The sequence below is a fragment of the Dyadobacter sandarakinus genome (assembly GCF_016894445.1).
In the GTDB taxonomy this organism is placed as follows: domain Bacteria; phylum Bacteroidota; class Bacteroidia; order Cytophagales; family Spirosomataceae; genus Dyadobacter; species Dyadobacter sandarakinus.
Genome location: NZ_CP056775.1, coordinates 4,192,391 through 4,218,870, shown reverse-complemented (window position 1 = coordinate 4,218,870; position 26,480 = coordinate 4,192,391). Strand labels below are relative to the sequence as shown.

Sequence of the window (26,480 nt, the reverse complement as noted above, 5' to 3'; positions counted from 1 at the left end):
GGGGTGTTTGTGTTTTGTGTCGAGGGGTAATTTACCTTTCCAAGAGGATTTTGACATTTTCGGCCGAGGTGTCGGACTGGATTAAGCCTTAGACTTTGCTGTTGACGCGTTCATCCTGCACGATCAAGGCATTAATGACTATGCGTATGTTCTTCTCTGGTTTTGACCAAACACACAGTCTGGCGGATTTTGCATTGTAGTGATCCGCTGCGATCTCCGGCAGGGATGATATGTGGCAGACTGCAAAAGCAGGAAAAATCGGAGCATTTCAGGATTTTAAAATCCTGAAAATCGGTTTGGATGAAGACTTCTGGTCAGAAGATCGTATTCTGCAAAAATCTATTTACAAGCTTCAAATTATGAATGTATCCAATAACAAGATCCTGATTACGGGCGGGGCCAGCGGTATCGGGCTGGGACTGGCTGAGCGGTTTATCCAGGAAAATAATACGGTGATCATTTGCGGCAGGCGCGAGGATGCGCTCCGTGAAGCTGCCGCTAAGTTTCCGCAGCTGATCATCAAGCAATGCGATTTGTCTATCGAGGCTGAGCGGATTGCACTTTTTAACTGGGTGACCGAAAATCACAGCGACCTCAATGTGCTCGTCAACAATGCCGGCATACAAAACTGGGTGAATATCGCGCAGGACGATTTTTTTGAGAAGGCACAGCAGGAGGTTGGGATCAACATCCTCGCGCCGCTGCACCTTACCGAGCTGTTCCTGAAACTGAAATCCCTCACGACCATCATGAACGTCACTTCCGGGCTTGCGTTCGTTCCGTTTTCGAAGGTGGCGGTTTACAGCGCTACGAAGGCGTTTTTCCGCTCATTTACCTTATCACTGCGGCATCAGCTGAAAGAGTCGGGCATTGAGGTGGTGGAGATTATCCCTCCTGCATTGAACACCGAGCTGGGCGGAAAAGGCCTGCACAACACTGCGCCGCCGGTCAGCGACTTTATTGAGTCCATTTTTGAGCAGCTGAAAAATGGCAGCAACGAACTCACATTCGGGACCAGTGAAGGCAGGGCAAAAGCCAACAACGAAACGATTGCCGAATATTTTAGCAGGTTAAATCCCTGATGGCCGTGCAAACAGGTACATGTTGGTACCTGTCTGATCACAGTGCCATTTAGTTTTTTCTGATACAAACAGCCGAATGCAGAAAGCTCTGGACCAACTCCGGGGCTTTCTGCATTTAGTGGCAATGCAGCATGTGCCTGTCATTTTTCCAGGTGCCGATTTTTATTGGATAGACACTGCTTTCATCCACTTGTAAGATCAAATGTTATTGATAATTCTGTGCAATAAAATGCCGGAATGAGATTGTAACGGCGAAACACAGCGACTAAAAAGACCGGGTATTTTCCGGTATTCAATCCTAATTTAATGCTAAATAATTAAGGTAGAATCAAATTTTGCCAAGGATATATAATTACCGGTTAATAAGAAAAATATTTATAACTAATCAGCATTGTATAGGTTCATACGCGGGTTGCAAATACCATGGATTTGTAATTGCAATTAAAAACATATTTACAATTCTGAATTAAAAAATTGTCTTGTGAATTACCGGATTTTGCAGCTGTACTATCTTGCCTCAAACTGTCGTAAAATGCCACATTGTTTTAGCTATGTATTTTTATCCCGTACGAGATAGCTGTAACAGATTTGTATATTAGCTTTAAAGTAATACTGCAAATAGCCGTCTCAACTACTGCAATGCAGCTGATATGCAATTAATTCTATGTGATTTATAAAACTAGTATATCAATGTAGGGCCTTATGTGCCAGGAGGTTATTACAAAAAAATAAAATGACTATATGCGTGAAATGTAATTGTAGTTTTATAGTTTTGCCGCCTGTTAATATTTCTACGAATGGAAACAGGACCTGTGAAAGTTAATCATATAAATTTTTGGTAAACGGTTACTTGCCGAAATTTACCGGCTTGCAGCAACTTCATTTCAGGATTAAGAAGTAATAAAAAATACGAACTTTTTTCGAGCATACAGACCCACTCACCTCGTTAAAAATGCTGCATTAAAGCAGACATTCAAGCGTCCCGAATCAAAATACCCGGAATACAATGCTGGCATTTATGAACATAATTGCTAATCCATACTGTGGATAATCTATCCTATGCAGATCTTATATTTTCATTGGCACACAGCGGATTAATGAACGCATTTTAACTATTCATAAATCATCAGTTTTATCAAACATTTAAAATGAATTCAATCAATTTTATTCATGTTTTGCGGGCATTTGCTGCATTTCTGATTGTTAATTCTCACTCAGACAAGCTCTTTCCCGCAGGATTATCCGCACTGGGTACAGGAGGCAGCATCGGAAATGCGATCTTTTTCTTTACCTCGGGCTATACGCTTTCGCTGGGAATCAGAAAGAAAGGCTATGATTATCTTCCCTGGCTCAAAAAGCGGATTGTGCGTCTTTATCCCAGCTTTCTGGTGTTTACCCTGTTTTCACTGGTTGTCCTGAAAGAGGATTACCGCTGGTATGATTGGTTGTTTTTTAACGGATCGTGGTTTTTGCAGGCGATTGTAGTTTATTACATTGTCTTTTTTCCCCTGATCAAGTACCTCGATAAATACCTGGGTATCATTTTGATCGTCAACTATATTGCCTTCGCCTGTTTTTTCCTGTTTACTTACGATCATGCCAGCTGGACCATCGATTTCATGGATAATCCAACCAGGGCTCACTGGATTTACTACTTTATGATCATGCTGCTCGGGGCAATTGTGTCTAAAAATGACAGTATCTTCAGCCGGGTTGGAAAACTCCATTTACAAGAGCAGAAAGTAGGCTGGCTTGCATTGATGCCCGTTCTGCTGATCAGCGTAATTGTTTTTTACATTCCCAAATACCTGTTTACCAAGCTCCACTTCGACGGTTCGATTCAGTTTATATATCCGGTACTGCTCGTCATCATGACATATGCATTTTACCTGATGTCACTGCGGGTAAGCGCTTACCTGAATACCAGTGCTTCCACGTCTTTCAATCAGAAAATCATATTCGTTTCTTACCTGACACTGGACATATACATTGTACATTTCTCTATCGTCCACGCTATCGGGGATTCCAGTATTATGTTCCCTATGAATTATATATTCGCGATTGTGCTGATCGTATTATCCTCTTACATTCTCAAGAAATCGTCGGACAGGTCGCTGGATTTCTTTTCGAAAGACAAATCTGAAACCAGTAATTAAAATCCGGGAACAGGATTTGTGCTGCCTGTTCAAAAGGGTAATTGTATTACATGAAAAAGCAGCACCTGCCGCAGAAAATATGTGCCGTATGCGGCCGGCCATTTACCTGGCGGAAAAAGTGGGAGAAAGTTTGGGACGAAGTTAAATACTGCAGTGATCGCTGCCGCAAATCCAAACCGGCACAGCATCCGCTATAATAGCATGAGGCGGAATTAGCGTAAATGGTAACCATTAATAAACACGTATACAGAAAAAGGCTTTATTGCCTATATAGGCAGGATAAAGTCCATGCTAAGCCTGGCCCGCCTTACTATCTTTTGAATTTCCTGAAAGCCAGGGTTTAAGCATCTTTGTAATTTGCGGCATGACAACCCAGGTCAGCATGGCCACCATGCATCCGGCCACAATCAGCGTCCTGAATGTAGGGTGAAGTCCCTGGATGTAAGGTCCAAGCGTATAGCTCAGGAGTAAGCTGGTAGGATATACCCCGCAAAGCGTCGCAGCTGCCATTTTCCATCTCGGAGGAGCCCCGGGTGAGCGAAACCAGGCTTCCAGGCCGGTAAGTTCGCGATAGACCGGCTCCTCGGTCAGGGTGGATGCATAAGCCTCCCACTCCCTGAAAAGTTCGGAGTTGTAGAAAGCATCCCGCTCACGCTGGTCTGCAAACGTCCGTAATATCCCTATCTCACGGTTGTCACTTCCCGGCAGCGCTGTGATCATGGCGGCTCCATGTACACCGCCGTGCAAAAAAGAGTCGCCCAGAAAGTGCCGGAGCGCATCTTTAAACTCTTCTTCTTTCCCGGGAAGTACTTTACGCGTAATCGCTACATGAATAGCCATGGGATGTGTTATTCTAAAATGTTCGTGATTGTCAGGCAATGTTTAAAAATGCAAAAAATGTGTCTGAAGAGCGCTGCCCTATCAGGTTATTTAAAGAAAAGACAGAATTCCAATATTATTTCTTATTATCGTCTTATCGTACGACCATGTGGTTTTACGATTGACACAGGCCTGTATTTTACTATTTTCCAACCTATGAAAGCGATTATAATGACCATTCTGGCGGCACTGCAGCTGACGCATTTTGCAACCGCCCAGACTCAGAAAGAAGCTCCCGCCCCAACAGCCAAAACAGTGAATGGAACCGTTGAGGGTGTGCAGGAGCAGTCGGGTATCCGGGCATTTAAAGGTATTCCTTTCGCTGCGCCTCCGGTGGGTGCACTTCGCTGGCGCGAGCCGCAACCGGTCAAAAACTGGCAGGGTGTGCGCAAGACGATCAAGTTCGGGCCGAGGGCTATGCAAAATGCTGTTTTTGGTGATATGGGCTTCCGGTCGGATGGAATGAGTGAAGATTGCCTGTACCTGAATGTGTGGACACCCGCCAAGTCCGCAAAAGAAAAACTGCCCGTTCTGGTTTATTTCTACGGCGGCGGATTTGTGGCTGGTGACGGTTCCGAAGGTCGTTACGATGGAGAGAGCATGGCACAAAAAGGCATTGTGAGCCTGACCGTGAACTATCGTCTGGGCGTTTTCGGGTTTTATGCCTCAGAGGATCTGACCAAAGAATCGCCGCACAAAGCATCCGGAAATTATGGCTACCTGGATCAGGCAGCTGCATTGGCATGGGTGAAGAATAATATTGCGGCATTCGGAGGTGATCCCAACCGGGTTACCATTGCAGGAGAGTCGGCCGGATCGCTGTCGGTCAGCGCATTGATGGCTTCACCCCTTTCCAAAAATCTGTTCGCGGCAGCGATCGGTGAAAGTGGGTCGGTGCTGGGCACGCTGCCTCCGGTGCCGCTAAGCCAGGCGGAGCAGGCGGGCGCGAAATTCAATGAGCAGCTGGGCAAAAAAACGTTGACGGACATGCGCGCCATTCCTGCAGAAGAATTGTTGAAAGCGACTGCCGGCCCGGGAGTTCCCCGGTTTTCTTCGGCTGTGGACGGCTACTTTTTTCCTGAACCGCCTTTGAAAACATTCCGGGAGGGCAGGCAATCGCAGGTACCCTTACTGGCAGGATGGAATACGGAAGAGATGAATTACCGCATGGTTTTGGGTAAAGAAGCACCTACCGCAGCTAATTATACGACGGCAGTCCAAAAGTTGTACGGCGAGCAGGCAGAAAAGGTCTTGAAGGAATATTCGGCCTCGTCGGATGAGGAAGTGGAGCAGGTGGCGACGGACTTGGCTGGCGACCGTTTTATTGGTTTTGGTACGTGGAAATGGATTGATCTTCAAAGTAAAACCGGCGGGGGCAAACCAGTTTACCGCTACCTGTACGGTCGTCCGCGTCCGGCTATGAATGCCGAAGCAGGGAATGTGACTGCGAACCTGGCAGGCGGCGTTTCCAAAAACACGGATGCCGCTGCTCCAAAAGCCCCGCTGCCCAAAGGGGCTGTCCACTCGGCCGAAATTGAATACGCCATGGGCAATTTGTCGTATAATAAAGTTTATGCCTGGACGCCTGAGGACCAGAAGGTATCTGCGACCATGCAGGAGTATTTTGCGAATTTTATCAAAACCCACAATCCGAATGGAAAAGGCCTGCCCGAATGGAAGCCGGTAAAAGCGGAGGGAGATGCACCTTATATGTACATTGATGTGGATACGAGGCTGGAAACAGACAAGCACAAAGGCCGCTATTTGCTGATGGATGAAATGGCTACGAAGAATTAGGTATTTGTGTTATACAAAATGGAAAGGCTCCCGGATCTGATCCGGGAGCCTTTTTGGACCCACTTGTCAAACTGCGCACCCATTTTTCAGCGCTCAATGCCGAATTCTACCCCACCATTCTGGTCTTTCTTATAAACTGCAATGACATTATCCTCATACTTCTCATCAAAATGCGGCTCAGTGCTGGTTAGGTTGGCCGGCACTGGTTTGGCTGCATTGAAGAAGTAAACCGTGGTCGTGCCATATTTGGTGTAGGGCATCAGGTCGCCATACTTTTTCATTTCCTCCATGATCGGCTCTCCGACAGAAACAGCGTAAATGCGCGTGATCGGGCCGGTATTATTTTCATTGCGATAGGTCGCAACTTCCTTAAAATTCCCTTTCAGATCGCTTGTTTTGGGCAGTGTGGCAGAGTCGTAAACGATATAACCGCCAATGAGAAAGATGACGAGCAGGAAGATGAGTTTTTTGTTCATGCTCAAAAGTACAAGAAATGTGGGTGGGAGTGAGGGTTTTTAAGCGACGGCTTTGCACGTGTTATAATTCTACCCGCATTTGTTTGGGAAGATAAGAGAGGGAGGTCTTCGTGAAAGTGTGCGGTGTGAGTAGATTGTATTATATCAATTTCAAATACTGATCTTCCAAAGTAACATTGAAATGAATCTCAGCCTTCAAAGCCTTAAATACTTTCATAATTGTATCAATAGTTGCACTATTCGTGCTACTTTCTAACTTGGAAATTTGAGATTTTTGCACACCGACAAGCCGGCCTAACTGTTCTTGCGTTAAGTTGCGTTCTTGCCGTGCACTTTTTATCATTCGTCCCAAAATATCCATACGAAGTTCATATTCGTATTCATCCCGTTCAGTAGTTCCGACCTTTCCGATGTATTTGTCTTTCATCTCGGTCAGTGAGTATGATTTCATTTCTTTGGCTGCCATTTTATTTATTATTAAAGTACGTTGATCTGATCTTTATTGCTCGTTCAATTTCTTTTCTTGGGACTTTGTCTGTCTTTTTAATAAATCCGTGGGTAGCAATTACCAAAGTATTTTTCCCATCTGTTTTGTCCCAGAATGCAAGTAGCCTTATTTGCAATCCCCCGTAAGTAGTGCGAAGTTCCCAAATATCATTTTTCAATTTTTTTAGAAGCTTTGGGTCGTTGGTTTGTTCAGCGACATCAATGTTGTAAAACACTTTTTTCGCAGCTTTTACATCAAGGCTAGCGATGAATTGGTTGGCTTCTTCCAGAAACCGGGTTTGAAAATAGTGCATGTGTTGTCAATACCAGGACAGTAAAGTTTCCAAATATTGCAACAATTCATTAAAATGGCAATAGGGTACTGTACTTTTCAGCATCAACTAGCAATCCAACCTTCGTCCTTTTACATCAGTTGCTTTTTTTGTGGACAGGCCAAACGCCCCTTTTTCGTACTTTCGCCCGAACTGCTGCAAACCAATGAATTCAATGAATCCGATCTGGGCGATTGTCGCTATTATCTTGGGTGTTACTTTATACAAACAGTTTGATTTCCAGACTTTTCAGTTTGAAAATACACCTTTGGCGATCATTTATCTGATAACCTTTATGGCATCTGTTTTCTTTTTGATCAAAGGTTGGAAGCAGTCGGCGAAGTAACTTTGCATTATGAAAGTGTGTATTGCCGAAAAGCCCAGTGTGGCCAGGGATATTGCGGGAGTGATCGGTGCGAATCAGCGCCGGGACGGGTATTTTGAGGGAAACGGATATCAGGTGACCTGGACCTTCGGGCATTTTTGCACCTTGAAAGAGCCCCACGACTACACCGAGCGCTGGAAAGCATGGCGGCTGGAAGATCTGCCGATGATCCCGCCTAGCTTTGGTATCAAGCTGATCGATAATGCAGGTGCGTTAAAGCAATTTGGCGTGATTGAAAGTCTGGTGAGTCAATGCGAAGAGGTGATCAACTGCGGGGATGCAGGGCAGGAGGGCGAGCTGATCCAGCGGTGGGTGCTGCTGAAAGCCAAATGCAATGTGCCCGTGAAGCGGCTCTGGATCTCGTCGCTCACCGAGCAGGCGATCCGCGAGGGTTTTGAGAAGCTGAAAGACAGCGAGATTTACAACAATTTATACGCAGCCGGCAGCGCCCGCGCAATCGGCGACTGGCTGCTGGGCATGAATGCGACACGCCTGTTTACCAAAAAATTCGGGCAGGGAAAGGTAGTGCTGAGCATCGGGCGGGTGCAGACACCTACGCTCGCGCTGATCGTGCAGCGGCAGAAGGAGATCAATGCATTTGTTTCGGAGGAGTATTGGGAGTTGAAAACCATTTACCGGGAAACAGAATTCACGGCGACCATCGAGCGGCTTAAAAGTGAAGAAAAAGCGCAAAAAGGCCTCGCTTATCTGTTGCAGCACGATTTTGAAATCACTGCATTTGAAAAGAAAGAAGGCAGAGAAGGAAACCCGAAGTTGTTTGACCTGACTTCCCTGCAAGTGGAGGCCAATAAAAAGTACGGCTACTCCGCCGAGGAAACCTTAAAGCACACCCAAAATCTTTACGAAAAGAAATTCATTACCTATCCCCGCGTCGATACCACTTATCTCTCGGAAGATATCTATCCGAAAGTCGAGGGCATTTTAAGAGAACTTACCTTCTACGCTGAATTCACAGCTCCGCTTTTGTTAAAGCCGATTCCGAAATCAAAGAATGTTTTCGACGATAAAAAGGTAACCGATCACCACGCGATTATTCCGACCGGTGTCTTGCCCAATCATGTTAGTCAGGATGAAAAACGCATTTATGACCTCGTGGCCCGGCGGTTTATTGCTGTATTTTATCCCGAATGTAAAGTTTCGAATACAACGATTTTGGGGAAAGTCGGTCAGGTGGAATTTAAGGCGACGGGCAAGCAAATCCTTGAACCGGGCTGGCGGGCGCTTTATGCAAATGATAAAAAGGAAAACGACGCGAAAAAGGAAGAGGAAGAAAAGGTAATGCCCAATTTTGAGGTAGGCGAAAGAGGTCCGCACGAACCCCGCGTGCACCAGGGAAAAACCACACCCCCCAAAGCCTACACAGAAGCTACCCTGCTGCGCGCCATGGAGACAGCCGGCAAACAGGTGGAAGATGAAGAAATGCGCGAGCTTCTGAAAGACAATGGGATAGGCCGCCCGTCCACGCGGGCCAATATCATCGAAACACTGTTCAAAAGGCGTTACATTGAAAAGAAAAAGAAGAACATTGTAGCGACACAAACGGGCATTGACCTCATTGATACCATTGAAAACGAGCTGCTGAAAAGTGCAGAGCTCACGGGCAACTGGGAACGTAAGCTGCGGCTGATCGAAAAGGGTGATTATTCCATGGAAACCTTTAAGCAGGAGCTGATCCAGATGGTGGTGGACCTGACGCAGGAAGTGAAAAACAACCGCGGAAAAGCAATCAGCGTGACAGCAGACGCGCCTGCTGAAATTATGATTGAAGAAAAAGAGAAAAAACCCGCCAAACCCAGAGCGCCCAAGGAGGAGATCAATATCGAATCACTCACCTGCCCGAAATGTAAATCGCATTTGCTCAAAAAAGGAAAAACGGCTTACGGGTGTTCCAATTTCCAGGCCTGCGGATTTAAGATTCCATTTGAATTTTTAGGTAAAAAACTGACCGACAAGCATGTCTTTGATCTCCTGAGCAAAGGCCGTACTGCCAGGATTAAAGGATTGCAGATTCCCGGAAATCCCGAGCCAATCGACGCAAAGCTCGTCATGAACGGGGATTTTAATTTTGAAGTAGGCTGAATCAGCTTACCAGCCTGTAGAACCAGGCAGTTTAAAGAGGTAAATCATACCATCCGCCAGCGGGCCCAAAGCACGAACCCCGCCAAAGCGGCGAATACTGCATTGATGCCGGTTTGAGAAGCTTCTCCTCGTATCACATGAAAGCCCGCTGATGCCAGCATCAATGCAATAATGCCGACAGCTGCTGCAGAGATAAGCCATTTTCGTTTTTTGAAAAAAAGAGGCAGTATGATACCAATGCCTGCAAGGAGATCTGCAAATCCGGCGACTACCACCAGAGCTGGATAAGTGGCAGTCCAGGGCCACATTTCAGCCAGTACCTGGCGAGGTGTAAAAAGCTTTGTGAAGCCGGCCCATAAGAAGCCGGCGGACAGCAAAACCTGGACTGTCCAAAGTGCGGCAGGAAGCATACGGTAAGATTTTACGGTTGGTTGCATAGAAGTTGCATGTTTGAGACAAGGGTAAAACTACCTTATCTTTGCTGTCATTGAGATAGCACTTTCCATTTGGATAGCACTATCCGATGTGATAGTAATGCTGATAATCAACTATGCTGACCAACGGAGGTTGCCCTAAAACGATGTTATCCATTCAGGATGCGCTTGAAGCGCTCGAGGGACGGTGGAAGTTGTTGATCTTGTTCTGCTTGTCGGCCGGACCGCGACGGTTTCTGCAAATATCCAGGGAAGTGCCCGGCATTACTGATAAGGTGCTCTCCAAAGAGTTGAAATCGCTGGAAAGCAATAAGCTGATTACGCGCCAGGTATTTGATACTTTTCCGCCTACGGTGGAGTACACCATTACCGAACATGGCCTTTCACTCGAAAAAGTACTTGAAGAGCTGCATTACTGGGGACTGGCACATCGAAATGTTGTAATGCACGAGGACAGGCAGTCCTGATATTCCTGTGCTTGCCGTCACTACTCATCATGAAAGCCTGCTTGGTTTTCAAGAATATTATTGGCATTCAACGTCTTCAAACTTCCATTTCAGTACTCTGCCGAAAGCGCCTGTAGTAATGGTTTGTCCATCCGGCAAGGTAGTAATCACTCGTGCAAGCTTCCAGCTTTCCGCGGCTTTATGAAAAAGTATCTGAAGGCATTGTCCGGCCACCGGCATGCTGTTCATTTCCGAACATCGACAACTGCAATAATATCGCTTTGGGCGCTGTGAAGCTGCTTACGCATAGTGGCACTGGTTTATACAGATCTCATCAGCATTGCCATCTTTTCAATACTGATATGATCCGGAATTACTTTAAAATCGCGCTGCGGAATATGTGGAAAAGCAGGACTTTTTCACTTGTCAATCTGACCGGCTTGGCTACCGGCATGACGGCCTGCCTGCTTATTCTTCAGTATGTGAACTTTGAGCTTAGCTTCGACCGGTTTCATAAGGACGGATCGCGCATATACCGGATCGCGAACGATCGTTTTCAGCAAGGCAAACTTGTGCAGCATGGTACGATCACTTATCCGGCGGTAGGAGCCGCCATGGCCAGTGATTTCAATGAAGTGGAAGGAGTGACTACCCTGGGTAATGTCGGAACTTTCAATCTTCAGAAGGATCGCCGGATTTTTCAGGAGAAAGCTATTTATGCTGATGCGGAATTCTTCTCCATTTTCACATTTCCCCTGCTGGCCGGTGATCCGCGCACAGCACTCAGGGAGCCGCGTTCCATTGTAATTTCCGAAAGCAATGCAAAAAAAATCTTTGGAGCTTCTCCCGATGCATACGCAAGTCTGATCGGGAAAACATTGAAGGTGGATACCGACAATGAGCCTTACCGGGTCACCGCTGTAATGAAAGATTTTCCGGCGGCTTCGCACCTGGAATTTGGTGCGTTGATGTCCTATGAAACACTGGCAAAAACCTGGGGCGAGTGGGTCAGGAACAGCTGGGAGAATTCGGATATGTGGCACTATGTCAAGCTCCGTCCGGGTGTGGACGCCGCAGCACTGGAACGCAAACTGCCTGCATTCAGCCAGCGGCATTTTAAGGGTGACAAGGTTTCGGGAAGTGTTGAAGCATTCAGCCTGCAACCACTACTGCGTGCGCATCTATTTTCAAATTATGAGTACGAAATCGGCAAGGTCAATAACGGGAAGGCAGTCTGGACCATGCTTATCATTGCAGCTTTCATTCTTGTGATCGCCTGGATCAACTATATCAACCTTTCCACGGCCCGCTCGCTCGAACGGGCGCGCGAAGTAGGCGTGAGGAAAGTGGCAGGCGCTACTTCCGCGCAACTTACCTGGCAGTTTATGGCGGAATCCATTGCGCTCAACCTTTTTGCCGCAGTGCTGGCCATTGTACTGACAATGCTTTTCCAGCCAACGCTCAATCAGCTCATCGGTAAGCCTCTGTCGTTATCGCTACTGGCAGGGGAAGGATTTGGCGGATATTATCTGCCTGCGATCCTGCTGGCCGTATTTGCTGCGGGCATATTGCTCTCCGGCTTTTATCCTGCTTTTGCATTATCACGCTTCAAGGCGATTCAGGTGTTAAAAGGAACATTCAAGAGAACGTCGCAGGGTATCTGGGTAAGGCAGTCGCTGGTGGTTTTTCAATATACGGCGTCTATCATCCTGATTGTCGGAACGTTCATCGTTTTCAGGCAGCTCAAATTTATGCGAGAGGAAAAGCTGGGCTTTGTGATGGATCAGGTGCTGGTGGTGCGCGGCCCGGAACTCACAAGCTGGGATTCGACGGCTATTGACCGTATCAATGCATTCAAGACCGAGCTCGAACGCATTCCTGCAGTACAGCAGGCCAGTGCGTCCGGCAACATCTTCGGCAACCGCCTGGGCCGTATTTTCAACATCAAACGGTCGGGGTCCAATCAGGAAAAAGGAGTGACGTTCAGCATGATGGCAGTCGATCCTGATTTTTTTGAAACATATCAGATCAACAGGCTGGCAGGACGTAATTTCCTGCCCACGGACTCGAATGTGGATGGCGCCAAAGTGAAAAATGCAATCCTGAACCTGACGGCTGTCAGGTTGCTCGGATTCCGCAGTGCAGAGGAGGCTATCAATCAGAAATATGTTGTAAACGGAAGAGAATGGGAGATTGTCGGGGTTGTGAGCGACTTTCACCAGCAATCGCTCAAACACGCCATTGAGCCCATTGTTTTTGCGCCATTTTACTCCATGGGAGGTTTTTTCTCCATGAAAATGAGTGCGCCCGAGGCAGACGCGACGATCAGGCAGGTGAAAGCGCGCTACGATTCCTTTTTTCCGGGTAATAATTTCAATTATTTCTTCATGGACCAGAAGTTCAATGAGCAGTACCGGGACGACCGTGTTTTTAGCCAGGTTTCCACATTTTTCTCCATGCTGGCTGTCCTGATTGCCTCACTGGGCATTTTTGGTTTGTCGTCCTACACCATTGCCCAGCGTACCCGGGAAATTGGCGTTCGGAAAGTGCTGGGTGCTACGGTTGCAAGTATTGTAACCATGCTCTCACAGGATTTTATCAAACTGGTACTCATCGCCATTGTCATTGGCTCGCCCATCGCCTGGTATGCGACCCGGCTCTGGCTGGATGATTTTGCTTATAAAATTGCGATCGAATGGTGGATGTTTGCAGTGGCCGGCACGGTGGCCATCCTGCTGGCCTTCGCTACCGTCAGTTCACAGGCGATCAGGGCCGCGCTGACCAATCCGGCAAAGACGTTGAAATCGGAATAAGTTATAAATAAAAAAGATTTGCCTTTTATAGGTATTTGTTAGCCGCCAAATGCAGGATGAATTATCCGGAAGTGCATAATTATACATTGGCGTGTGCAGGTTCATCTATAAAAATCAGATTCTAAATGGGAAGTATTTTTAAAGTCCTTCTGATACTATTTATATTATCAGGATGTTCACATTCCCGTCACGAATTTGGAGGTAAGAATAGTGAAGAAGCAATTATTCTGGAACTGGAAAAAATCATTGCCGAAAACCTGCCCAATGACAGGAGTATTTCCGGGGCTATTGTTAAAGGAGATAAAGTTATCTGGTCAAAAGGGTTTGGAATTGCCGATGCAAAAACGCATGCATTGGCCGATACGGCTACCATTTACCGTGTTGGATCCATTTCCAAATCATTTACGGCATTTTTGATGATGCTTCTGGTCCAGGATCGCGTAATTCACCTGGATGATCCCGTCGAATTATATCTTCCTGAAATCAAAAAGCTGAAGGGATATCCGGATGCTAAAAAGATTACCTTTCAACAACTTGCTACGCATACGTCCGGACTGATGCGCGAACCTGAACTGCCCACGGCAGCATCCGGCCCAATCGGTAAATGGGAAAGTAAAATTTTGGAAGCGATACCTGTTACCTCCCTGGAATCCCAGCCTGGTGAGAAGTTCGGCTACTCAAATATCGGCTACGGAATACTTGGACTGGCACTTTCACGAGCTGCGAAAAAGCCATTTACGGAATTAATTCAGGAAAGGATTTTTGTGCCTTTACACATGAATTCCAGTTATTTTATTGTTCCAAAAGAAAAACTTTCCAATTTATCGACGGGTATTCAGGAGCTTGATAATGGATATCTGGATACAAAAACACCACTTGAAGAACATAATGGTCGCGGCTATAAAGTTCCTAATGGAGGCATCTATTCCACGCCCAATGACCTGGCTAAGTTTATGATATGTGTCATGAGCAATACAACCTGCCTTTTGTCCCAAAACAATTTGAAGTTGATGCAAAGCCGGATGATTGGCATTGGAGAAAGTAATCATTACGGGATCGGATTTTTTATTAATCAGGAAGATCAGCTGACAATCATTAATCATGGCGGAGCCGTATCCGGTTATACGGCAAACTTTGCTTTTGCGAAAGGAAAGAAATATGGGATTATTTTTGCGAGGAATTATGCGCAGGGAGAACCGGACATTTTCCAGCTGCCCGGCGAATTGCTGAAAGCACTGAATAAAGTGCATTAATTTCCGGAATTGTTCTGCCGGACAAACAGCCAATGTGCATTCATTGTAAATTTGAAATGCAACCTTTCTGCCCGGGATACCATGAGCACTCCTATTGTACGACAAACTGCCTGGATTTCGCTGTTGCCTCAACTGGGCTTTATGGGATTTTTGATGCTGCTGTACTATGCAGCTGGCACAGACCAATTTATCATTTTTGGTGCTGGTACTTATCTTGTAATTTCCAGGTCCCTCCGGTTTTTTCTTTTAAAACATCACAGGCAAGCTGTTGCACTTGTAAAAGCGGGTGATTTCAGGGCTGCGATTTCGGGTTTTCAATCCAGCTACAATTTCCTGAACAAATATCCCTGGATTGATCGGTACCGGTATCTGACGCTCCTGAGCTCGTCGAGACCTTCATACAAGGAAATGGCTTTGAACAATATTGCTTTTTCTTACAGTCAGATCGGGGAAGGAGAGAAAGCAATTTTATACTACAATCAGATGCTGGCAGAATACCCGGAAAGTGAGCTTGCAAAAGCTGCATTGAATTTTATCAGTTCCATCCGGGATCGTGACGCTCCGGGGGAGAATCCGGAGGGCATGTAGCCGGCTATAAAGCTCGGGAATGTGTTTCCACAGGGGTGGTTTGTGACGTTGTATCCTTTACCTGAATCCGATACTTATGACCAGATTATTGACATCCGTCTTGTTCCTGATTGCGCTGACCGCGTGCAAAAAAGATAGCATCGCGCCGGTAGAAGAGATTGCCGCAATCGTCGGAAAATGGCGCATTGTGAAACAGCAATACAACATAGCCGACTCGACGGTGACGGAAGCGGTACCCCGGGGAAGTTCCTGGGTCTATGTATTTCGGGCCGACGGTGTACTGGTAAATGAAAACGGGTATAAGCCGTGCTGTATTCCTGAGCAGTATTCTTTGAATGGAAAGGAATTTAAGCCTGAGCCTGCCAACCCGGCCATTTTCGACCCTTTTTGTGCAAATGTATATTGTGTATCCTGTCCGGAAATGAGCATTACGCATACCACGCCGGATACGCTGGTGATTGAGACATGCAGTAAGGATTTTAAAACATTTGTGCGGGAGCAGTAGGCGGCCGGCGAAAACAGGGTGCCTTTTACTTCGTATCTTGCAGCTTGTATTTTATCAAAATCCGACATTTCATTTTAATATGTTCCTTTTCAAAGCAGCTCCTGTTTGCCTCTTCTGTTTGCTGGTTTCCGTCACATTTGCACAGCAATCTCCCAAAAGTATCACTGCGAAAGAGGCTGTTGCCGAAACAGAAAAGGTGATTTCAGATTATAAAGAAAAGTACCGGTCAACCGCCAGTGCAGATAGGGAAAAAGGAAATATCGTGATCGGCACTGACAGCCTGCTGTTTACGACCAAAATCTTTGGTGAAAAGCCGGCCGATGGCCGCAGCATGTTTATTTCTATGCACGGCGGAGGCAACGGTCCTGCATCGATGAATGATCAGCAGTACAAAAATCAGCAAAGGCTTTATAAACCTGCCGAGGGCGTATATTTCGTACCCCGGGCACCGTCCAACACCTGGAATATGTGGCACCAGGAGCCCGTGGACGGCTTGCTCGAAAGGGCAATTCTGGATGCCGTGGTAATGGAAGGCGTCAATCCAAACAAAGTGTATGTGATGGGATATTCGGCCGGTGGGGACGGTGTGTACCAGCTTGCCCCGCGCATGGCCGATCATTGGGCCGCAGCAGCGATGATGGCCGGGCACCCCGGTGATGCCGCGATCCTGAACCTCCGCAATTTGCCGTTTTTCCTGGCTGTGGGCGAAAAAGATGCTGCCTATAACAGGAATACATTACTGACCGAATGGGCCAACAGGCTGGATTCGCTGCAATCGACTGACAAAAGCGGCTTCGTTCATGATGCGCACTTGATGGCCGGCATGCCGCATTGGATGAAACAGCAGGATACAATCAGCATCGCCTGGATGGCGAAATACAAGCGTAATCCTTACCCCCAGAGGATTAATTGGATTCAGGATGATGTGGTGCGCCAGCATTTTTACTGGCTCTCGGTTCCACGGGGTTCGGCTGTAAAAGGCCACACGGTTTTTGCATCCTATCACGGCCAGGAAATCGATATCCAGCGTAATGATAATGATACTCTATACATTCAGCTGAACGACAAGATGATGAACCTGGACAAGCCGGTGATCATCCGGCAAAATGGTAAAGTGCTTTTCAAAGGAAAGTTAGCCCGCAGGAAAGCGCTTATTCAACAGTCCTATGCAGATCGCCGGGATGCTGATTATGTCTTTAGTGCCGGGGTTGTGGTGGCAGGTAGGGTATTGGTGATGTGATATTTAGTAGGGGCTGAAAAAAGGTGACTGGAAGGCTAGTGCTTAATGGTATAAGTGGACCTGAGTAGCGTTTGATTTCTAATCTTCCAGGTTAGTAAAACACCTCAGGACTCATTCACCCGTTTCAGCTCCTTAACGTCCTCAATGTCCTTTGCTCTTCCCAAAGTTTCTTTATCTTCGATCAAATCGTCAAAGCTGATAAAAGAAATATCGACACCCTCGGATTGAACCACTTGCTTTTTTGCGAATGATACTCTGAATTTTAAAGGCGCTTTGATGTTTGGAAGCAGATCAAGCGTGTAATCCTCGAATTCAAACCTGAAAAACGAATTTCTGGGATCAGGAGCTTGCTCTTCCCGAAATCCGGTCACATCTATTCCAAGCTCCTCCAAGGCTTTCAGGAGGTTGAAGTAGTTTTCGTAGGTGGGATTGTACCAGAAATCCAGGTCAGGTTTGTCGACAACTTCGCCCTTCATTGTCGTTGATTTCCTAAAATGACCATGAAGTGCCATGGCAGTGCCGCCAACGATCATGTATTCGACTGAATGTTTGTTGAAGATCTCGCAGATGCAGCGAATGATGCTAGTATAATCCATCTAGGGCATCATTTCTTGCTGGAACCAGCCTTGACGTACTCCTGTCTTAGGGACTTCATTGAGCGCTCAAAACTATCATGACGTTCCATTGACTTTGCAGACGATGGGTCAGAGGGCTTTGAAGATGACTTCAATTCCTGAATGCTTTTGTATTTGGCTGACTGGTTCATAAGGATCTCTCAACACTGTAAAGTGAAAGTTACGAATGTATTACAATAAATCAATGGGAAGCATTCAGTGGGCTGATAGTAAGTATATTGAGGCTACGTTAAACATTTTAAAGTGATGATGTCCACGCAGCCAGCGTATACCATTCATTCTCAACTTACCAAAGCGGTAAGTATCAAAGATGGAATCATCAAAAACAAAAAAATCAATAAGCATCCTGTTACGCCAGTGCCGCTGGTTTTGGTCAATGCGGGATTATGATATAGTTGTTGATATTTGATTTTAATCGTGTGGTCCAGTTCGTTTCCCTGAGCACGAGCTGATGATATTCTGACAGCAGATATACCGACGACTCGAATGAATTATTAATTTTTGATTTGTTTGGAGGCATAGTGTAAATGCTCAGTTCGATGAAGAGGTTTTCTGTTGCGGACTAATATAGTAATCTTTATTCGCTAACCGGCTCTAACCATTGCCAAGCAGCCCCTTCGTCTTCCCATCCAACTTTTCCCCTATATTTGCCCTGCGAACTTTATTAAAATCTTATGGTGCTCATGTTAAAACTTGGGTTTGAAATACCGTCTTGGAGAGGCATACGGGTGCGAGTCCCGAGACCTGTCATTAGCACCAGCTTTGATGAAGTTCGCAGTGACCTCTCCATTTTCATTCACCTTAATCCATTTAGGATATGCGAACTTCAAATGGTTCACGATCCAGCGCTTTATGATTTGAAGGTACTTTGGGAAGGGTTTGAGAAATTGGGAGAAAAAGCTTAATCATTCGGGACTGCGGTGGCAGTCCTTTTTTGTTGTCCTCAACACCCGAACCATAGTAAATTGTACCCTATTTATGATCAGCAAGACCAGTGCAGCCATGTCGGTAAAAAGACAATTTCATATCACTTTCGGACATACCAAGGATCATTCGATCGACTATCTGACCGGCATATTGCTGGACTCGCGATTGACGACGGTTCAAAGCATTGAAAAACTAACTGTTTCGCAACTTGACTGGCAATATGCACCGGGATGGAACACGATCGGTGCGCTTCTGTCCCACATGGAAGCGATTGAGCATTTTTTCCGGATTGAGTTTGTGCTCGGTAGAAAGCTGACCACAGAGGAAAATGGCCATTGGACACCTGCGCTGGACATGGGCGAGCATCTTCCCAAGCTTATTACAGGCAAATCCGTTGACCAATACATGCACGAGCTGACAGCATCACGCCAGATGCTCGTTGACGCTGTCCGTCATTTAAGTTTTGAAGAATTTACAAGAAAAATTGAGGGTTACTACGATGAACAAACCGGTTGTAATCTGGCTTGGGCCTTGTATCACATGATGGAAGATGAAATTTATCACCGCGGGCAGATCAGCATGATTCGTAAGCTCTATGCCGCGCATCATGGCTCCGGGGAGGGTTAATGATGTTCACATGCCAGGCCCGGAAGGCTAAAAACTTACAATATTCGTCTCTTTCAACTGTATCCTCGTACCTTTGCGGCTTCAAAAAATGAGACGATGATTACAGTTGAGAATTTGGCCGTTGAATTTAGCGGTTCTGTGCTTTTTAGTGAAGTTTCCTTCGTGATTAACCCTACTGATAAAATTGCCCTGATGGGTAAAAACGGTGCGGGAAAATCCACCATGATGAAGATCATTGCGGGTGAACAAAAAGCCAATCGCGGCCATGTGCGTGCACCCAAGGATGCGGTAATCGCCTATTTGCCGCAGCATTTGCTCACCGAAGACAACTGTACCGTTTTTGAAGAAGCGGCCAAAGCATTCAGGCAGGTTTTTGAAATGCGTGCCGAAATGGAAAAGCTGAACCTCGCCCTCGAAACCCGCACGGACTACGACAGCGATGAATATATGGCCATCATTGAGCAGGTGACTGAACTCGGTGAAAAATATTACCAGCTCGAAGAAGTGAATTATGATGCGGAGGTGGAGAAAGCCCTGAAAGGCCTGGGATTCAGGCCGGAAGATTTTCAGCGGCAAACCAAGGAATTCAGCGGCGGCTGGCGCATGCGCATTGAGCTGGCCAAAATACTGTTGCAAAAACCCGACCTTATTTTGCTCGATGAGCCGACCAACCACATTGATATTGAGTCGGTGATCTGGCTGGAAGATTTCCTGGTGAATAAGGCCAATGCCGTGATGGTGATTTCCCACGACCGTGCCTTTATCGACAACATTACCAACCGCACCATTGAAGTGACGATGGGGCGGATCTTCGATTACAAAGCCAACTATTCGCATTACCTGGTACTACGCGAAGAGCGCCGCTCGCACCAGATCAAAGCATACCAGGAACAGCAGAAAATGATTGCCGATAACATGGCATTCATCGAGCGCTTTCGCGGAACCTACTCCAAGACCAACCAGGTTTCCTCCCGCGAACGCATGCTGGAAAAACTGGAAATCATTGAAATTGACGAAATCGACAATTCAGCCCTGAAACTCCGTTTTCCGCCTTCACCACGTTCGGGCGACTATCCGGTTACGGTAAAAGATGTTTCGAAATCCTATGGCGATCAGGTGGTGTTCAAAAATGCCAGCATGACGATTTCCCGCGGTGAAAAGGTATCATTTGTTGGCCGGAACGGAGAAGGTAAATCGACCATGATCAAAGCCATTATGGGCCAGATCGATGTGGACGGAACCTGCCAGCTGGGGCATAATGTAAAAGTCGGCTACTTCGCCCAGAACCAGGCATCCTTGCTGGATCCGAACCTGACTATCTTCCAGACCGTAGACGAGGTTGCAGAAGGTGATGTAAGAACCCAGATCAAGAATATCCTGGGTGCATTTATGTTTCAGGGTGATGATATTGACAAAAAAGTAAGCGTACTGTCAGGTGGAGAAAAAACGCGGCTTGCGATGGTGAAGCTGCTTCTGGAACCTGTGAACCTGCTCATTCTCGATGAGCCCACAAATCACCTGGACTTAAAGTCAAAAGACGTTTTAAAAGAAGCACTCAGAAACTTTGACGGAACATTGGTGCTGGTTTCCCACGACCGCGACTTTCTGCAAGGCTTATCGCAAAAGGTTTTTGAATTCAAAGACAAACGCGTAATCGAGCATTTCGAAACGATTGATGCATTTCTGGAAAGAAACCGGATGAAGAGCATTGCAGATTTGCAGCTGGCGAAGTAGTGACAGGCCTTTTAGCGCAACCTGTCAACCGCCTCTTCAATATCTTCTTTGATAAACTCCCAGTACTTACCCCTCAAACAGATGGGGTTGAAGTCATCATTGGCCTGTGTGAAATCGGTAAGGTTTTTCAGGATCCGTGTTTTGTCGTGAATATACTTGTAACGTTGTTGGTGAAGAGCCAGCATGGAATCAATGTTGTACTTTGGTAAGAGCTCATGTAAATCCCAGAAGTCCTTTTTTCTTCCGCCCCGCTGTATTACATCCATTTTCATGGCTATGATTTCTTCAACAGTCGCCATTCTGATGCCATCCAGAACCAAAGCGGGTTGGATGAACGGGTCGGTGTAATAAACATCGAGTTTGATAACATTGCTGCGGTCAGTACCTACCGTATAAGACCTGCCTATTCCGGGCAGGATATTTGCCGAATAGCTTACATAAGGGAATGTATGGTGTAAACAATGCTCTAATACTTCAAACGCTATACTTCCATAAGGAGCATCTGTAAAGAGATCAATATCCACAGAAATCCGGTGCCCCAGTTGCAGGCTGAGCGAGGTTCCACCCACCAGCCTGAAAGGATTAAAGGGCTTTGCTGCCATTAAGGTGGAAAGGCAGTTACCTAACAGATCATTTACAGTATTGTAATACAGCATAGCTATTTATGGCGTGTGGACTAATCTTAGGGCAATTTTGTTTAGCTATTTTGCAGTACCGACTGTACTTTCTCCTGCCCGTAAAACCGGGTAAGTTCTTGTTTTTCTTCATCATCTCCCCGTTCACAAACTCTCTTAATTACAGCATTGGCCTGTTTTTCCCAGTCAATTTGTGAAATGTTCGTATCCCAAAAGAGTGATTTTCTCAAAACGGCCAGATTCGGAGTCTTGCGCCCGAGCTTTTCTTTTTCCTTATGAATGTCATAGTAAGCTTGCAGCAACACCAATGTTCCTTCTTCCAGGTCAAGGCCTTTTTCAATCCTTAGTGCCAATGCGGTATTGAGGTTGCGCTTGCCTTTAAGTATAGCATTAAAACTCTGAGGATGCTCCGCTATTGATAAAGCAAAAGGGCGTTGCTTGATGGATCGCTTTTTGAGCTCCCGGTCTAGCACGATTCCCGGATGAATACCTCTATATTTTTCAAACTGCTTTTCCATATTTTAAATGTAAACAAATTTGCTTATATATTCTGTTTCAACCTAGCACAAATAGCAGCTATCCCACCACCGGCATACCTGGACTTTCAGATACAAAATATCAATGCAGCTGAAAAGTAAAGGCCTGTAAACAACTGTTTACAGGCCTTTACTTTTTAATAACCCAATCTTCCCCGGATGTTCTACATTTTTGGTGCGATGACCACCTTCTGCAATGCTTCGTTTCCATTGGAGAAACTGACCCGGATGAAGTAAAGTCCCGGGGTGAAATTCCGTGCATTGATGTACTGCGCCGGGTTTTTTCCTGAACTGTATACAGCTTTACCCTGATTGTTTACAACCTGAACATTGGAAACACTCGTCCAGTCACCCGCCGTCAAATGAATGGTTTCGGCGGCAGGGTTCGGGTAGGCGGTGATGCTGCTTACCAGATCAAAACCCACATGCTCAACTTTCGACCATGTATATACGTTGTCTGAATCAATCATTTTCAGCCGGTAATAATTGTCACCCTGAGCGGGGTTCGTGTGGGTAAACTGATACGTTTGCCGCCCCGCATGCTCCCCAGCTGCCCTGATAACAGCCAGGTGGTTCCAGGTTTTTGCATTTGTGCTGTGCTGTATTTCAAATCGATCACTGCGGATTTCAGAGGAAGTTTCCCAGCTGAGTTGGGTAACCGTGTTTTCCTTGCGAGCTGTAAACTTTGTCAGAGTGACAGGCAGTGAACCGGTTTCCGCAGGTTCAAAATCAATATTATCAAGACCTAAAAAAATATAATTAAAGCCAAGTTCGTCTGTGGCAATAAAGCGGAACTCATCGATATTCTTCCAGCTCTCACCAAATACCAGCCTGCCGGAGTTAGAACCACCTTTATTATATTCCTCATGGGTAAACACGATTTGAGACGTTGAATTTCCGTAAGTACCGCCTTTTGTCACATCAAATCCATCCACACGTGCCACTTCCACACCATCATTATATCCCACAATGCTGTAAACTTCGGCCGACGCACCGTTTGAATGGTCGTAAAATTCGGCACTTAAAGCGCTTAGCCGAAAGTCGATCGTCTGGGTAATAGACCTGATACGGGCGACATTCCCGGTTTCGGACCCACTTCCTAAAAATACAAGTGCATTGCCGGTGAACGCAGGCGTGGGTATTCCTGCATGTACTTTTTCGTCGACACCCACCATACCATCACCACTAATTGCAAATTCGAGGCAGTCGATGGACAATGACGAAGGATATTCTGTATTCGTAAATCCTTCAAAATCTTCATCCTCGGGCGTAGACGGGCAAGGTGCGGCAATCCTTGTGGAAGCGTGATGACTTGCAGTACGCTGAACAGCCTTTTGCCGGAGCTGCACAACACTTTGCGCCTGCGAAACCATGGAAACAGAAAACAGGGATAATAAAAGGTAAATTTGCTTCATGCTGAATTGTTTGTTAGCTACAATGACCAGCAATGATAATACGTAATGACAAATTATTTTGTCACTACGTATAAAATATTTCTATAAGTACTACTTTGAAGATCTTCTTTTGAAATCGGCAGAAATTTGTCCGGAGGAAGGCACAGATTTTTTTTCTACTCGTTATTTCTTAACAATCCGGAAAGTATCAGTGCGCGATTGTCGAACGAAACTTTCATAAGGTGGCGTGGGATAGATGACCTTTTTATAGTTTGGACCAAAACCGAGCGTTCGGAGTTGGTCGGTACAGGACTGCGCCGCCAGCTTTCCGGATATTCCGGCGCCGCGAGTATCTTTTCCGGTATGAGCATAATGGTTCTCTCCTCATTCTAAAACGTTTCAAAAAACATGCAGCATCACGAGAAAATAGCAACAACAATTCTGGCTACCGCCATGCATCGCGGCGCGGAGAAAAGTACCTGTCCATCCGAAATTGCCCGGATGCTATTTCCTGACGACTGGCGAAATCACATGAAAGAAGTACGCGAGGTAGCCATCGAGCTGCATAACAAAGGCAGCGTGGTCATTACACAAAAGGGAGTGCCTGTGGATGTGGAGCATATCAAAGGGCCGGTGCGGATCAGGATTGTTTGAAATAACGTTCTTACCGGCGAGGTAATGATTTTGCACAATGAAGTGTCCAAAGTTTGGAAAATGCCTGCGGTTTTAGGCAGTGGTAACTTAATGCATTAACCGGGCAGCGACATTTCAAGCTTATACCCTTTCCCATGAACATTCGTTATCCGCAATTCCGGATCAAGGCTTAATTTCTTTCGGAGTTTCGACACAAACATGTCCAGGCTGCGACCGGTAAAAACCCCTTCATTGATCCAGACTTCCTGCATCAGCGTTTCGCGCGGGGTGAGCTCACCGAAATTTTTGTGAAGCAATTCCAGAACCTTGCATTCCTTGTCTGTGAGCGTAATCGCCTCGCTGCCCAAAAGCAGGCATTGCGCTTTTACATTAAACAAAAAATTTCCGAGCGCAGCCAACTCCGGGATGGGCTCATTGGATAGGGTAGGAGTGTGATTTTGGTCCGGTATCGGTCTTGAATTTTTTCCAAAATGCCCCATCAGCAGGGTAGCACTCAGTAACACGAGAATGCCGCCATAAACCAGATGGATTAATGGAAAGTCAGAGCCTTTCGTTTGTGATTTCTCAGTCGGCTGGTCAATATGAGGGTCAACGGTTGCTGTTTTTGATTCTTCAGGGTTTTGATTGGCAGCCTGCCTATCCGCTTCAACTGATTCTGTCAGCTGGTTGAGGTCAGGTTTATTCTGTTTTACGTTTTTATAAAAATTCGGAAAGGCAAATTCGATTGTATAACACCCTGCGGGCTGACTTCTGCCACTGCAAGACAGGATGTCTGGCGAGGTATTATTTACCTGAAACCCATATACAATGCTGCCTTTCATGCAATCATGTACTGTAACGGTGTAACCCGACGGAAACTGTGCTTTGGGAAGCAAGCGCTGCGACAGCGCCATGAGAGAATCGTGGTTAAAAACGAATTCATTTTCGAACCTAAGCAGAAATGTGCCTTCCTTAATTTCGGTAACGGGTAATACGCGTGAGGTTGAGTCACCTGCCTGCAGCAGCAACTGATGACCAGCTTGCCGGATCCTGAGGTTGACTTGCTTCCCCCGTAAGTCGTGGGCCGAATGTTCGGTAAAAGATGAGGTGAAAAGAAAAACAGCAAGCATCACCGTGGCAATGCCGAACGACACGACCGGCCGGTGAGTAAAAAAGCCAGTAAAAGCAGAATTTACACGCATTTACATTTCTTTTTACAATTGACTGACAAGGTTTTACAGTTGATTTGCAAGCGCGGACAAGCAGGTGCCTACATTTGGTTTTGTGAAGTTAAACACAATTTTATTCTATTATTTCACCAAATCAAGTTAGTCATGAAAATTCATAACCTTGCTTTCCTGCTCCTTTTTCAATGCTTATTTGCCTTTGATCTGGCCTTAAAATCTTCACAATCATCCTCACTCCCGCCTGGGAAGCAACAACTAAAAATAGAGAAATCAAAAGCCGCCAACTTCATTTTTAAGTCTGCTGATGGCGGACAAACCTGGGAGGACATTAGCGAAGGGTTACCTGAGAATTTATCGGAGGACGGTATCCCGAGAGATGGCTTCCTTGCAAATGATCACGGGATCTATCTGCGAGCTGGGAATGGAATCTATTACAGCGAACCAAATTCCACTGCTCCTTTTTGGAAAAAAGAGCTTTTTCCAGACAATCATAACAGCATTGTTCCCGGCAAAACCGGCATGCTTACCTTCAATTATGGTGGCCAGTTTCTGCAGAAAACAAAAGAAACGGGTTTATGGTCGCCGGTCTATACGGATTTCCCGGGTAAGAGCGTCCGCACCATTTTTGAAACGGGAGAATCCGTTTTCATTGGTTGTGACTGGGGACTTTTTAAGTCTGATGACAATGGAAAAAACTGGAATCGGGTTTATGACGGAGGTTGGGTAATGAAACTCGCAGAGTCAGACGGAGTGCTCCTGGCCACAAGCCAGACGGGCATAATCCGGTCGATAGATCAGGGTGAAAACTGGGTAAATGTGATTGAAGAGGGCGGAGTGGGCATTGCTATCGAGCGCATCAAAGGTGGGTTTGCCGCGATTACCTGCAATACAGAGACGGAAACAAGAAGAGTGCGGACATCCTATGACGGCGGTAAAACCTGGCAGCCTGTTGATGCTGCTCTTCCGCCCAGCCTCTACATCGCCTCCATTACCGAGGTGGGTGAATACCTGTTTTGTGGTCACCCGGCAGGTATTTACAGGTCCTCAGACAAGGGTAATACATGGCAACTGGCACTTCATTCAATCGAGGATAAGGTCTTCAATTTAGTTGTTTCGGGCAGCGTGATTTATGCCATACCAAAAAGTGGGGGATGTTGAAAGCAGCGCAAAGAATCACAGGTATATTGAAATCTGTCAGTT

The 26,480-nt window shown here is 46.2% G+C and carries 26 protein-coding genes; 16 read left to right on the top strand and 10 right to left on the bottom strand.

Annotated features, from left to right (window positions below):
- Positions 1 to 230 precede the first annotated feature (230 nt).
- The 3 genes from HWI92_RS17065 to HWI92_RS17055 all read left to right on the top strand — a co-directional run bounded on the left by HWI92_RS17065 (position 231) and on the right by HWI92_RS17055 (position 3,435).
- A complete protein-coding gene (locus tag HWI92_RS17065; protein WP_229248184.1) occupies positions 231 to 1,082 on the top strand; it encodes an SDR family oxidoreductase in 852 nt (283 codons plus the stop codon).
- 1,148 nt (positions 1,083 to 2,230) lie between these two features.
- Positions 2,231 to 3,238: an acyltransferase family protein gene (locus HWI92_RS17060; RefSeq protein ID WP_204657502.1), complete on the top strand. Its 1,008-nt coding sequence runs from the start codon at positions 2,231 to 2,233 to the stop codon at positions 3,236 to 3,238.
- 50 nt (positions 3,239 to 3,288) lie between these two features.
- Positions 3,289 to 3,435 (top strand): DUF2256 domain-containing protein, encoded by a 147-nt coding sequence (locus HWI92_RS17055; protein ID WP_204657500.1) that lies wholly within the window; start codon positions 3,289 to 3,291, stop codon positions 3,433 to 3,435.
- A 94-nt stretch (positions 3,436 to 3,529) separates the two neighbouring features.
- On the opposite strand, the gene HWI92_RS17050 is transcribed toward HWI92_RS17055, so the two are convergent.
- Complete coding sequence (locus HWI92_RS17050; protein ID WP_204657498.1) at positions 3,530 to 4,078, bottom strand: putative antibiotic biosynthesis monooxygenase; 549 nt, start codon at positions 4,076 to 4,078, stop codon at positions 3,530 to 3,532.
- 195 nt (positions 4,079 to 4,273) lie between these two features.
- On the opposite strand from HWI92_RS17050, the gene HWI92_RS17045 reads away from it, so the two are divergent.
- A complete protein-coding gene (locus HWI92_RS17045; protein ID WP_229248176.1) occupies positions 4,274 to 5,914 on the top strand; it encodes a carboxylesterase/lipase family protein in 1,641 nt (546 codons plus the stop codon).
- Positions 5,915 to 6,000: 86 nt separating this feature from the next.
- Here the strand turns inward: HWI92_RS17045 and HWI92_RS17040 are convergent, their stop codons facing one another.
- The 3 genes from HWI92_RS17040 to HWI92_RS17030 all read right to left on the bottom strand — a co-directional run bounded on the left by HWI92_RS17040 (position 6,001) and on the right by HWI92_RS17030 (position 7,190).
- Positions 6,001 to 6,390, bottom strand: coding sequence for a hypothetical protein (locus HWI92_RS17040; RefSeq protein ID WP_204657496.1), 390 nt, complete (start codon positions 6,388 to 6,390; stop codon positions 6,001 to 6,003).
- A 139-nt stretch (positions 6,391 to 6,529) separates the two neighbouring features.
- Positions 6,530 to 6,856 carry a helix-turn-helix domain-containing protein gene (locus tag HWI92_RS17035; protein ID WP_229248166.1) on the bottom strand — a complete coding sequence of 109 codons (327 nt, stop codon included), beginning with the start codon at positions 6,854 to 6,856 and terminating at the stop codon, positions 6,530 to 6,532.
- Between the two features lies 1 nt (position 6,857).
- Complete coding sequence (locus HWI92_RS17030; protein ID WP_204657494.1) at positions 6,858 to 7,190, bottom strand: type II toxin-antitoxin system RelE/ParE family toxin; 333 nt, start codon at positions 7,188 to 7,190, stop codon at positions 6,858 to 6,860.
- Positions 7,191 to 7,383: 193 nt separating this feature from the next.
- Here HWI92_RS17030 and HWI92_RS17025 point away from each other — a divergent pair, with 193 nt between their 5' ends.
- Together HWI92_RS17025 and HWI92_RS17020 are read left to right on the top strand one after the other, a co-directional pair.
- A complete protein-coding gene (locus tag HWI92_RS17025) occupies positions 7,384 to 7,554 on the top strand; it encodes a hypothetical protein (RefSeq protein WP_204657491.1) in 171 nt (56 codons plus the stop codon).
- A gap of 9 nt (positions 7,555 to 7,563) precedes the next feature.
- Positions 7,564 to 9,693, top strand: coding sequence for a type IA DNA topoisomerase (locus tag HWI92_RS17020; RefSeq protein ID WP_204657489.1), 2,130 nt, complete (start codon positions 7,564 to 7,566; stop codon positions 9,691 to 9,693).
- Between the two features lie 44 nt (positions 9,694 to 9,737).
- On the opposite strand, the gene HWI92_RS17015 is transcribed toward HWI92_RS17020, so the two are convergent.
- Entirely contained in the window at positions 9,738 to 10,130 is a 393-nt protein-coding gene (locus tag HWI92_RS17015) for a DoxX family protein (RefSeq protein ID WP_204657488.1), read from the bottom strand.
- A gap of 113 nt (positions 10,131 to 10,243) precedes the next feature.
- Between HWI92_RS17015 and HWI92_RS17010 the strand changes: the two genes are divergently transcribed.
- The 6 genes from HWI92_RS17010 to HWI92_RS16985 all read left to right on the top strand — a co-directional run bounded on the left by HWI92_RS17010 (position 10,244) and on the right by HWI92_RS16985 (position 16,972).
- Positions 10,244 to 10,594, top strand: coding sequence for a winged helix-turn-helix transcriptional regulator (locus HWI92_RS17010; RefSeq protein WP_204657486.1), 351 nt, complete (start codon positions 10,244 to 10,246; stop codon positions 10,592 to 10,594).
- A 341-nt stretch (positions 10,595 to 10,935) separates the two neighbouring features.
- A complete protein-coding gene (locus tag HWI92_RS17005; RefSeq protein WP_204657484.1) occupies positions 10,936 to 13,386 on the top strand; it encodes an ABC transporter permease in 2,451 nt (816 codons plus the stop codon).
- Between the two features lie 125 nt (positions 13,387 to 13,511).
- Complete coding sequence (locus HWI92_RS17000) at positions 13,512 to 14,639, top strand: serine hydrolase domain-containing protein (protein ID WP_204657482.1); 1,128 nt, start codon at positions 13,512 to 13,514, stop codon at positions 14,637 to 14,639.
- A gap of 81 nt (positions 14,640 to 14,720) precedes the next feature.
- Complete coding sequence (locus tag HWI92_RS16995) at positions 14,721 to 15,227, top strand: tetratricopeptide repeat protein (RefSeq protein ID WP_204657480.1); 507 nt, start codon at positions 14,721 to 14,723, stop codon at positions 15,225 to 15,227.
- 76 nt (positions 15,228 to 15,303) lie between these two features.
- A complete protein-coding gene (locus tag HWI92_RS16990) occupies positions 15,304 to 15,732 on the top strand; it encodes a hypothetical protein (protein ID WP_204657478.1) in 429 nt (142 codons plus the stop codon).
- Positions 15,733 to 15,811: 79 nt separating this feature from the next.
- Positions 15,812 to 16,972: an alpha/beta hydrolase family protein gene (locus HWI92_RS16985; protein ID WP_204657476.1), complete on the top strand. Its 1,161-nt coding sequence runs from the start codon at positions 15,812 to 15,814 to the stop codon at positions 16,970 to 16,972.
- A 104-nt stretch (positions 16,973 to 17,076) separates the two neighbouring features.
- Here the strand turns inward: HWI92_RS16985 and HWI92_RS16980 are convergent, their stop codons facing one another.
- Positions 17,077 to 17,505 carry a hypothetical protein gene (locus HWI92_RS16980; RefSeq protein WP_229248158.1) on the bottom strand — a complete coding sequence of 143 codons (429 nt, stop codon included), beginning with the start codon at positions 17,503 to 17,505 and terminating at the stop codon, positions 17,077 to 17,079.
- Between the two features lie 1,080 nt (positions 17,506 to 18,585).
- Between HWI92_RS16980 and HWI92_RS16975 the strand changes: the two genes are divergently transcribed.
- Both HWI92_RS16975 and HWI92_RS16970 read left to right on the top strand, forming a co-directional pair.
- Positions 18,586 to 19,161, top strand: coding sequence for a DinB family protein (locus HWI92_RS16975; RefSeq protein ID WP_204657472.1), 576 nt, complete (start codon positions 18,586 to 18,588; stop codon positions 19,159 to 19,161).
- A 96-nt stretch (positions 19,162 to 19,257) separates the two neighbouring features.
- Complete coding sequence (locus HWI92_RS16970) at positions 19,258 to 20,895, top strand: ABC-F family ATP-binding cassette domain-containing protein (protein ID WP_204657470.1); 1,638 nt, start codon at positions 19,258 to 19,260, stop codon at positions 20,893 to 20,895.
- 11 nt (positions 20,896 to 20,906) lie between these two features.
- Here the strand turns inward: HWI92_RS16970 and HWI92_RS16965 are convergent, their stop codons facing one another.
- The 3 genes from HWI92_RS16965 to HWI92_RS16955 form a co-directional block, all read right to left on the bottom strand.
- Positions 20,907 to 21,551 carry a nucleotidyl transferase AbiEii/AbiGii toxin family protein gene (locus HWI92_RS16965; protein WP_204657468.1) on the bottom strand — a complete coding sequence of 215 codons (645 nt, stop codon included), beginning with the start codon at positions 21,549 to 21,551 and terminating at the stop codon, positions 20,907 to 20,909.
- 41 nt (positions 21,552 to 21,592) lie between these two features.
- The gene (locus HWI92_RS16960) at positions 21,593 to 22,048 is read right to left on the bottom strand and encodes a helix-turn-helix transcriptional regulator (RefSeq protein ID WP_204657467.1); all 456 of its coding nucleotides are present in this window, start codon (positions 22,046 to 22,048) and stop codon (positions 21,593 to 21,595) included.
- A gap of 182 nt (positions 22,049 to 22,230) precedes the next feature.
- The gene (locus HWI92_RS16955) at positions 22,231 to 23,481 is read right to left on the bottom strand and encodes a T9SS type A sorting domain-containing protein (RefSeq protein WP_204657464.1); all 1,251 of its coding nucleotides are present in this window, start codon (positions 23,479 to 23,481) and stop codon (positions 22,231 to 22,233) included.
- Between the two features lie 387 nt (positions 23,482 to 23,868).
- Between HWI92_RS16955 and HWI92_RS16950 the strand changes: the two genes are divergently transcribed.
- Entirely contained in the window at positions 23,869 to 24,114 is a 246-nt protein-coding gene (locus tag HWI92_RS16950) for a DUF3253 domain-containing protein (protein WP_204657462.1), read from the top strand.
- Positions 24,115 to 24,209: 95 nt separating this feature from the next.
- Here the strand turns inward: HWI92_RS16950 and HWI92_RS16945 are convergent, their stop codons facing one another.
- Complete coding sequence (locus HWI92_RS16945; protein WP_229248156.1) at positions 24,210 to 25,295, bottom strand: winged helix-turn-helix domain-containing protein; 1,086 nt, start codon at positions 25,293 to 25,295, stop codon at positions 24,210 to 24,212.
- 18 nt (positions 25,296 to 25,313) lie between these two features.
- On the opposite strand from HWI92_RS16945, the gene HWI92_RS16940 reads away from it, so the two are divergent.
- A complete protein-coding gene (locus HWI92_RS16940; protein ID WP_229248154.1) occupies positions 25,314 to 26,438 on the top strand; it encodes a sialidase family protein in 1,125 nt (374 codons plus the stop codon).
- The last annotated feature ends 42 nt before the right edge of the window (positions 26,439 to 26,480 follow it).

Excerpts from the sequence above, each read along its gene's own strand:
- HWI92_RS17065 (WP_229248184.1), top strand. The coding sequence starts at position 231 with ATGTGGCAGACTGCAAAAGCAGGAAAAATCGGAGCATTTCAGGATTTT.
- HWI92_RS17060 (WP_204657502.1), top strand. The coding sequence starts at position 2,231 with ATGAATTCAATCAATTTTATTCATGTTTTGCGGGCATTTGCTGCATTT.
- HWI92_RS17055 (WP_204657500.1), top strand. The coding sequence starts at position 3,289 with ATGAAAAAGCAGCACCTGCCGCAGAAAATATGTGCCGTATGCGGCCGG.
- HWI92_RS17050 (WP_204657498.1), bottom strand. The coding sequence starts at position 4,078 with ATGGCTATTCATGTAGCGATTACGCGTAAAGTACTTCCCGGGAAAGAA.
- HWI92_RS17045 (WP_229248176.1), top strand. The coding sequence starts at position 4,274 with ATGAAAGCGATTATAATGACCATTCTGGCGGCACTGCAGCTGACGCAT.
- HWI92_RS17040 (WP_204657496.1), bottom strand. The coding sequence starts at position 6,390 with ATGAACAAAAAACTCATCTTCCTGCTCGTCATCTTTCTCATTGGCGGT.
- HWI92_RS17035 (WP_229248166.1), bottom strand. The coding sequence starts at position 6,856 with ATGGCAGCCAAAGAAATGAAATCATACTCACTGACCGAGATGAAAGAC.
- HWI92_RS17030 (WP_204657494.1), bottom strand. The coding sequence starts at position 7,190 with ATGCACTATTTTCAAACCCGGTTTCTGGAAGAAGCCAACCAATTCATC.
- HWI92_RS17025 (WP_204657491.1), top strand. The coding sequence starts at position 7,384 with ATGAATCCGATCTGGGCGATTGTCGCTATTATCTTGGGTGTTACTTTA.
- HWI92_RS17020 (WP_204657489.1), top strand. The coding sequence starts at position 7,564 with ATGAAAGTGTGTATTGCCGAAAAGCCCAGTGTGGCCAGGGATATTGCG.
- HWI92_RS17015 (WP_204657488.1), bottom strand. The coding sequence starts at position 10,130 with ATGCAACCAACCGTAAAATCTTACCGTATGCTTCCTGCCGCACTTTGG.
- HWI92_RS17010 (WP_204657486.1), top strand. The coding sequence starts at position 10,244 with ATGCTGACCAACGGAGGTTGCCCTAAAACGATGTTATCCATTCAGGAT.
- HWI92_RS17005 (WP_204657484.1), top strand. The coding sequence starts at position 10,936 with ATGATCCGGAATTACTTTAAAATCGCGCTGCGGAATATGTGGAAAAGC.
- HWI92_RS17000 (WP_204657482.1), top strand. The coding sequence starts at position 13,512 with ATGGGAAGTATTTTTAAAGTCCTTCTGATACTATTTATATTATCAGGA.
- HWI92_RS16995 (WP_204657480.1), top strand. The coding sequence starts at position 14,721 with ATGAGCACTCCTATTGTACGACAAACTGCCTGGATTTCGCTGTTGCCT.
- HWI92_RS16990 (WP_204657478.1), top strand. The coding sequence starts at position 15,304 with ATGACCAGATTATTGACATCCGTCTTGTTCCTGATTGCGCTGACCGCG.
- HWI92_RS16985 (WP_204657476.1), top strand. The coding sequence starts at position 15,812 with ATGTTCCTTTTCAAAGCAGCTCCTGTTTGCCTCTTCTGTTTGCTGGTT.
- HWI92_RS16980 (WP_229248158.1), bottom strand. The coding sequence starts at position 17,505 with ATGATCGTTGGCGGCACTGCCATGGCACTTCATGGTCATTTTAGGAAA.
- HWI92_RS16975 (WP_204657472.1), top strand. The coding sequence starts at position 18,586 with ATGATCAGCAAGACCAGTGCAGCCATGTCGGTAAAAAGACAATTTCAT.
- HWI92_RS16970 (WP_204657470.1), top strand. The coding sequence starts at position 19,258 with ATGATTACAGTTGAGAATTTGGCCGTTGAATTTAGCGGTTCTGTGCTT.
- HWI92_RS16965 (WP_204657468.1), bottom strand. The coding sequence starts at position 21,551 with ATGCTGTATTACAATACTGTAAATGATCTGTTAGGTAACTGCCTTTCC.
- HWI92_RS16960 (WP_204657467.1), bottom strand. The coding sequence starts at position 22,048 with ATGGAAAAGCAGTTTGAAAAATATAGAGGTATTCATCCGGGAATCGTG.
- HWI92_RS16955 (WP_204657464.1), bottom strand. The coding sequence starts at position 23,481 with ATGAAGCAAATTTACCTTTTATTATCCCTGTTTTCTGTTTCCATGGTT.
- HWI92_RS16950 (WP_204657462.1), top strand. The coding sequence starts at position 23,869 with ATGCAGCATCACGAGAAAATAGCAACAACAATTCTGGCTACCGCCATG.
- HWI92_RS16945 (WP_229248156.1), bottom strand. The coding sequence starts at position 25,295 with ATGCGTGTAAATTCTGCTTTTACTGGCTTTTTTACTCACCGGCCGGTC.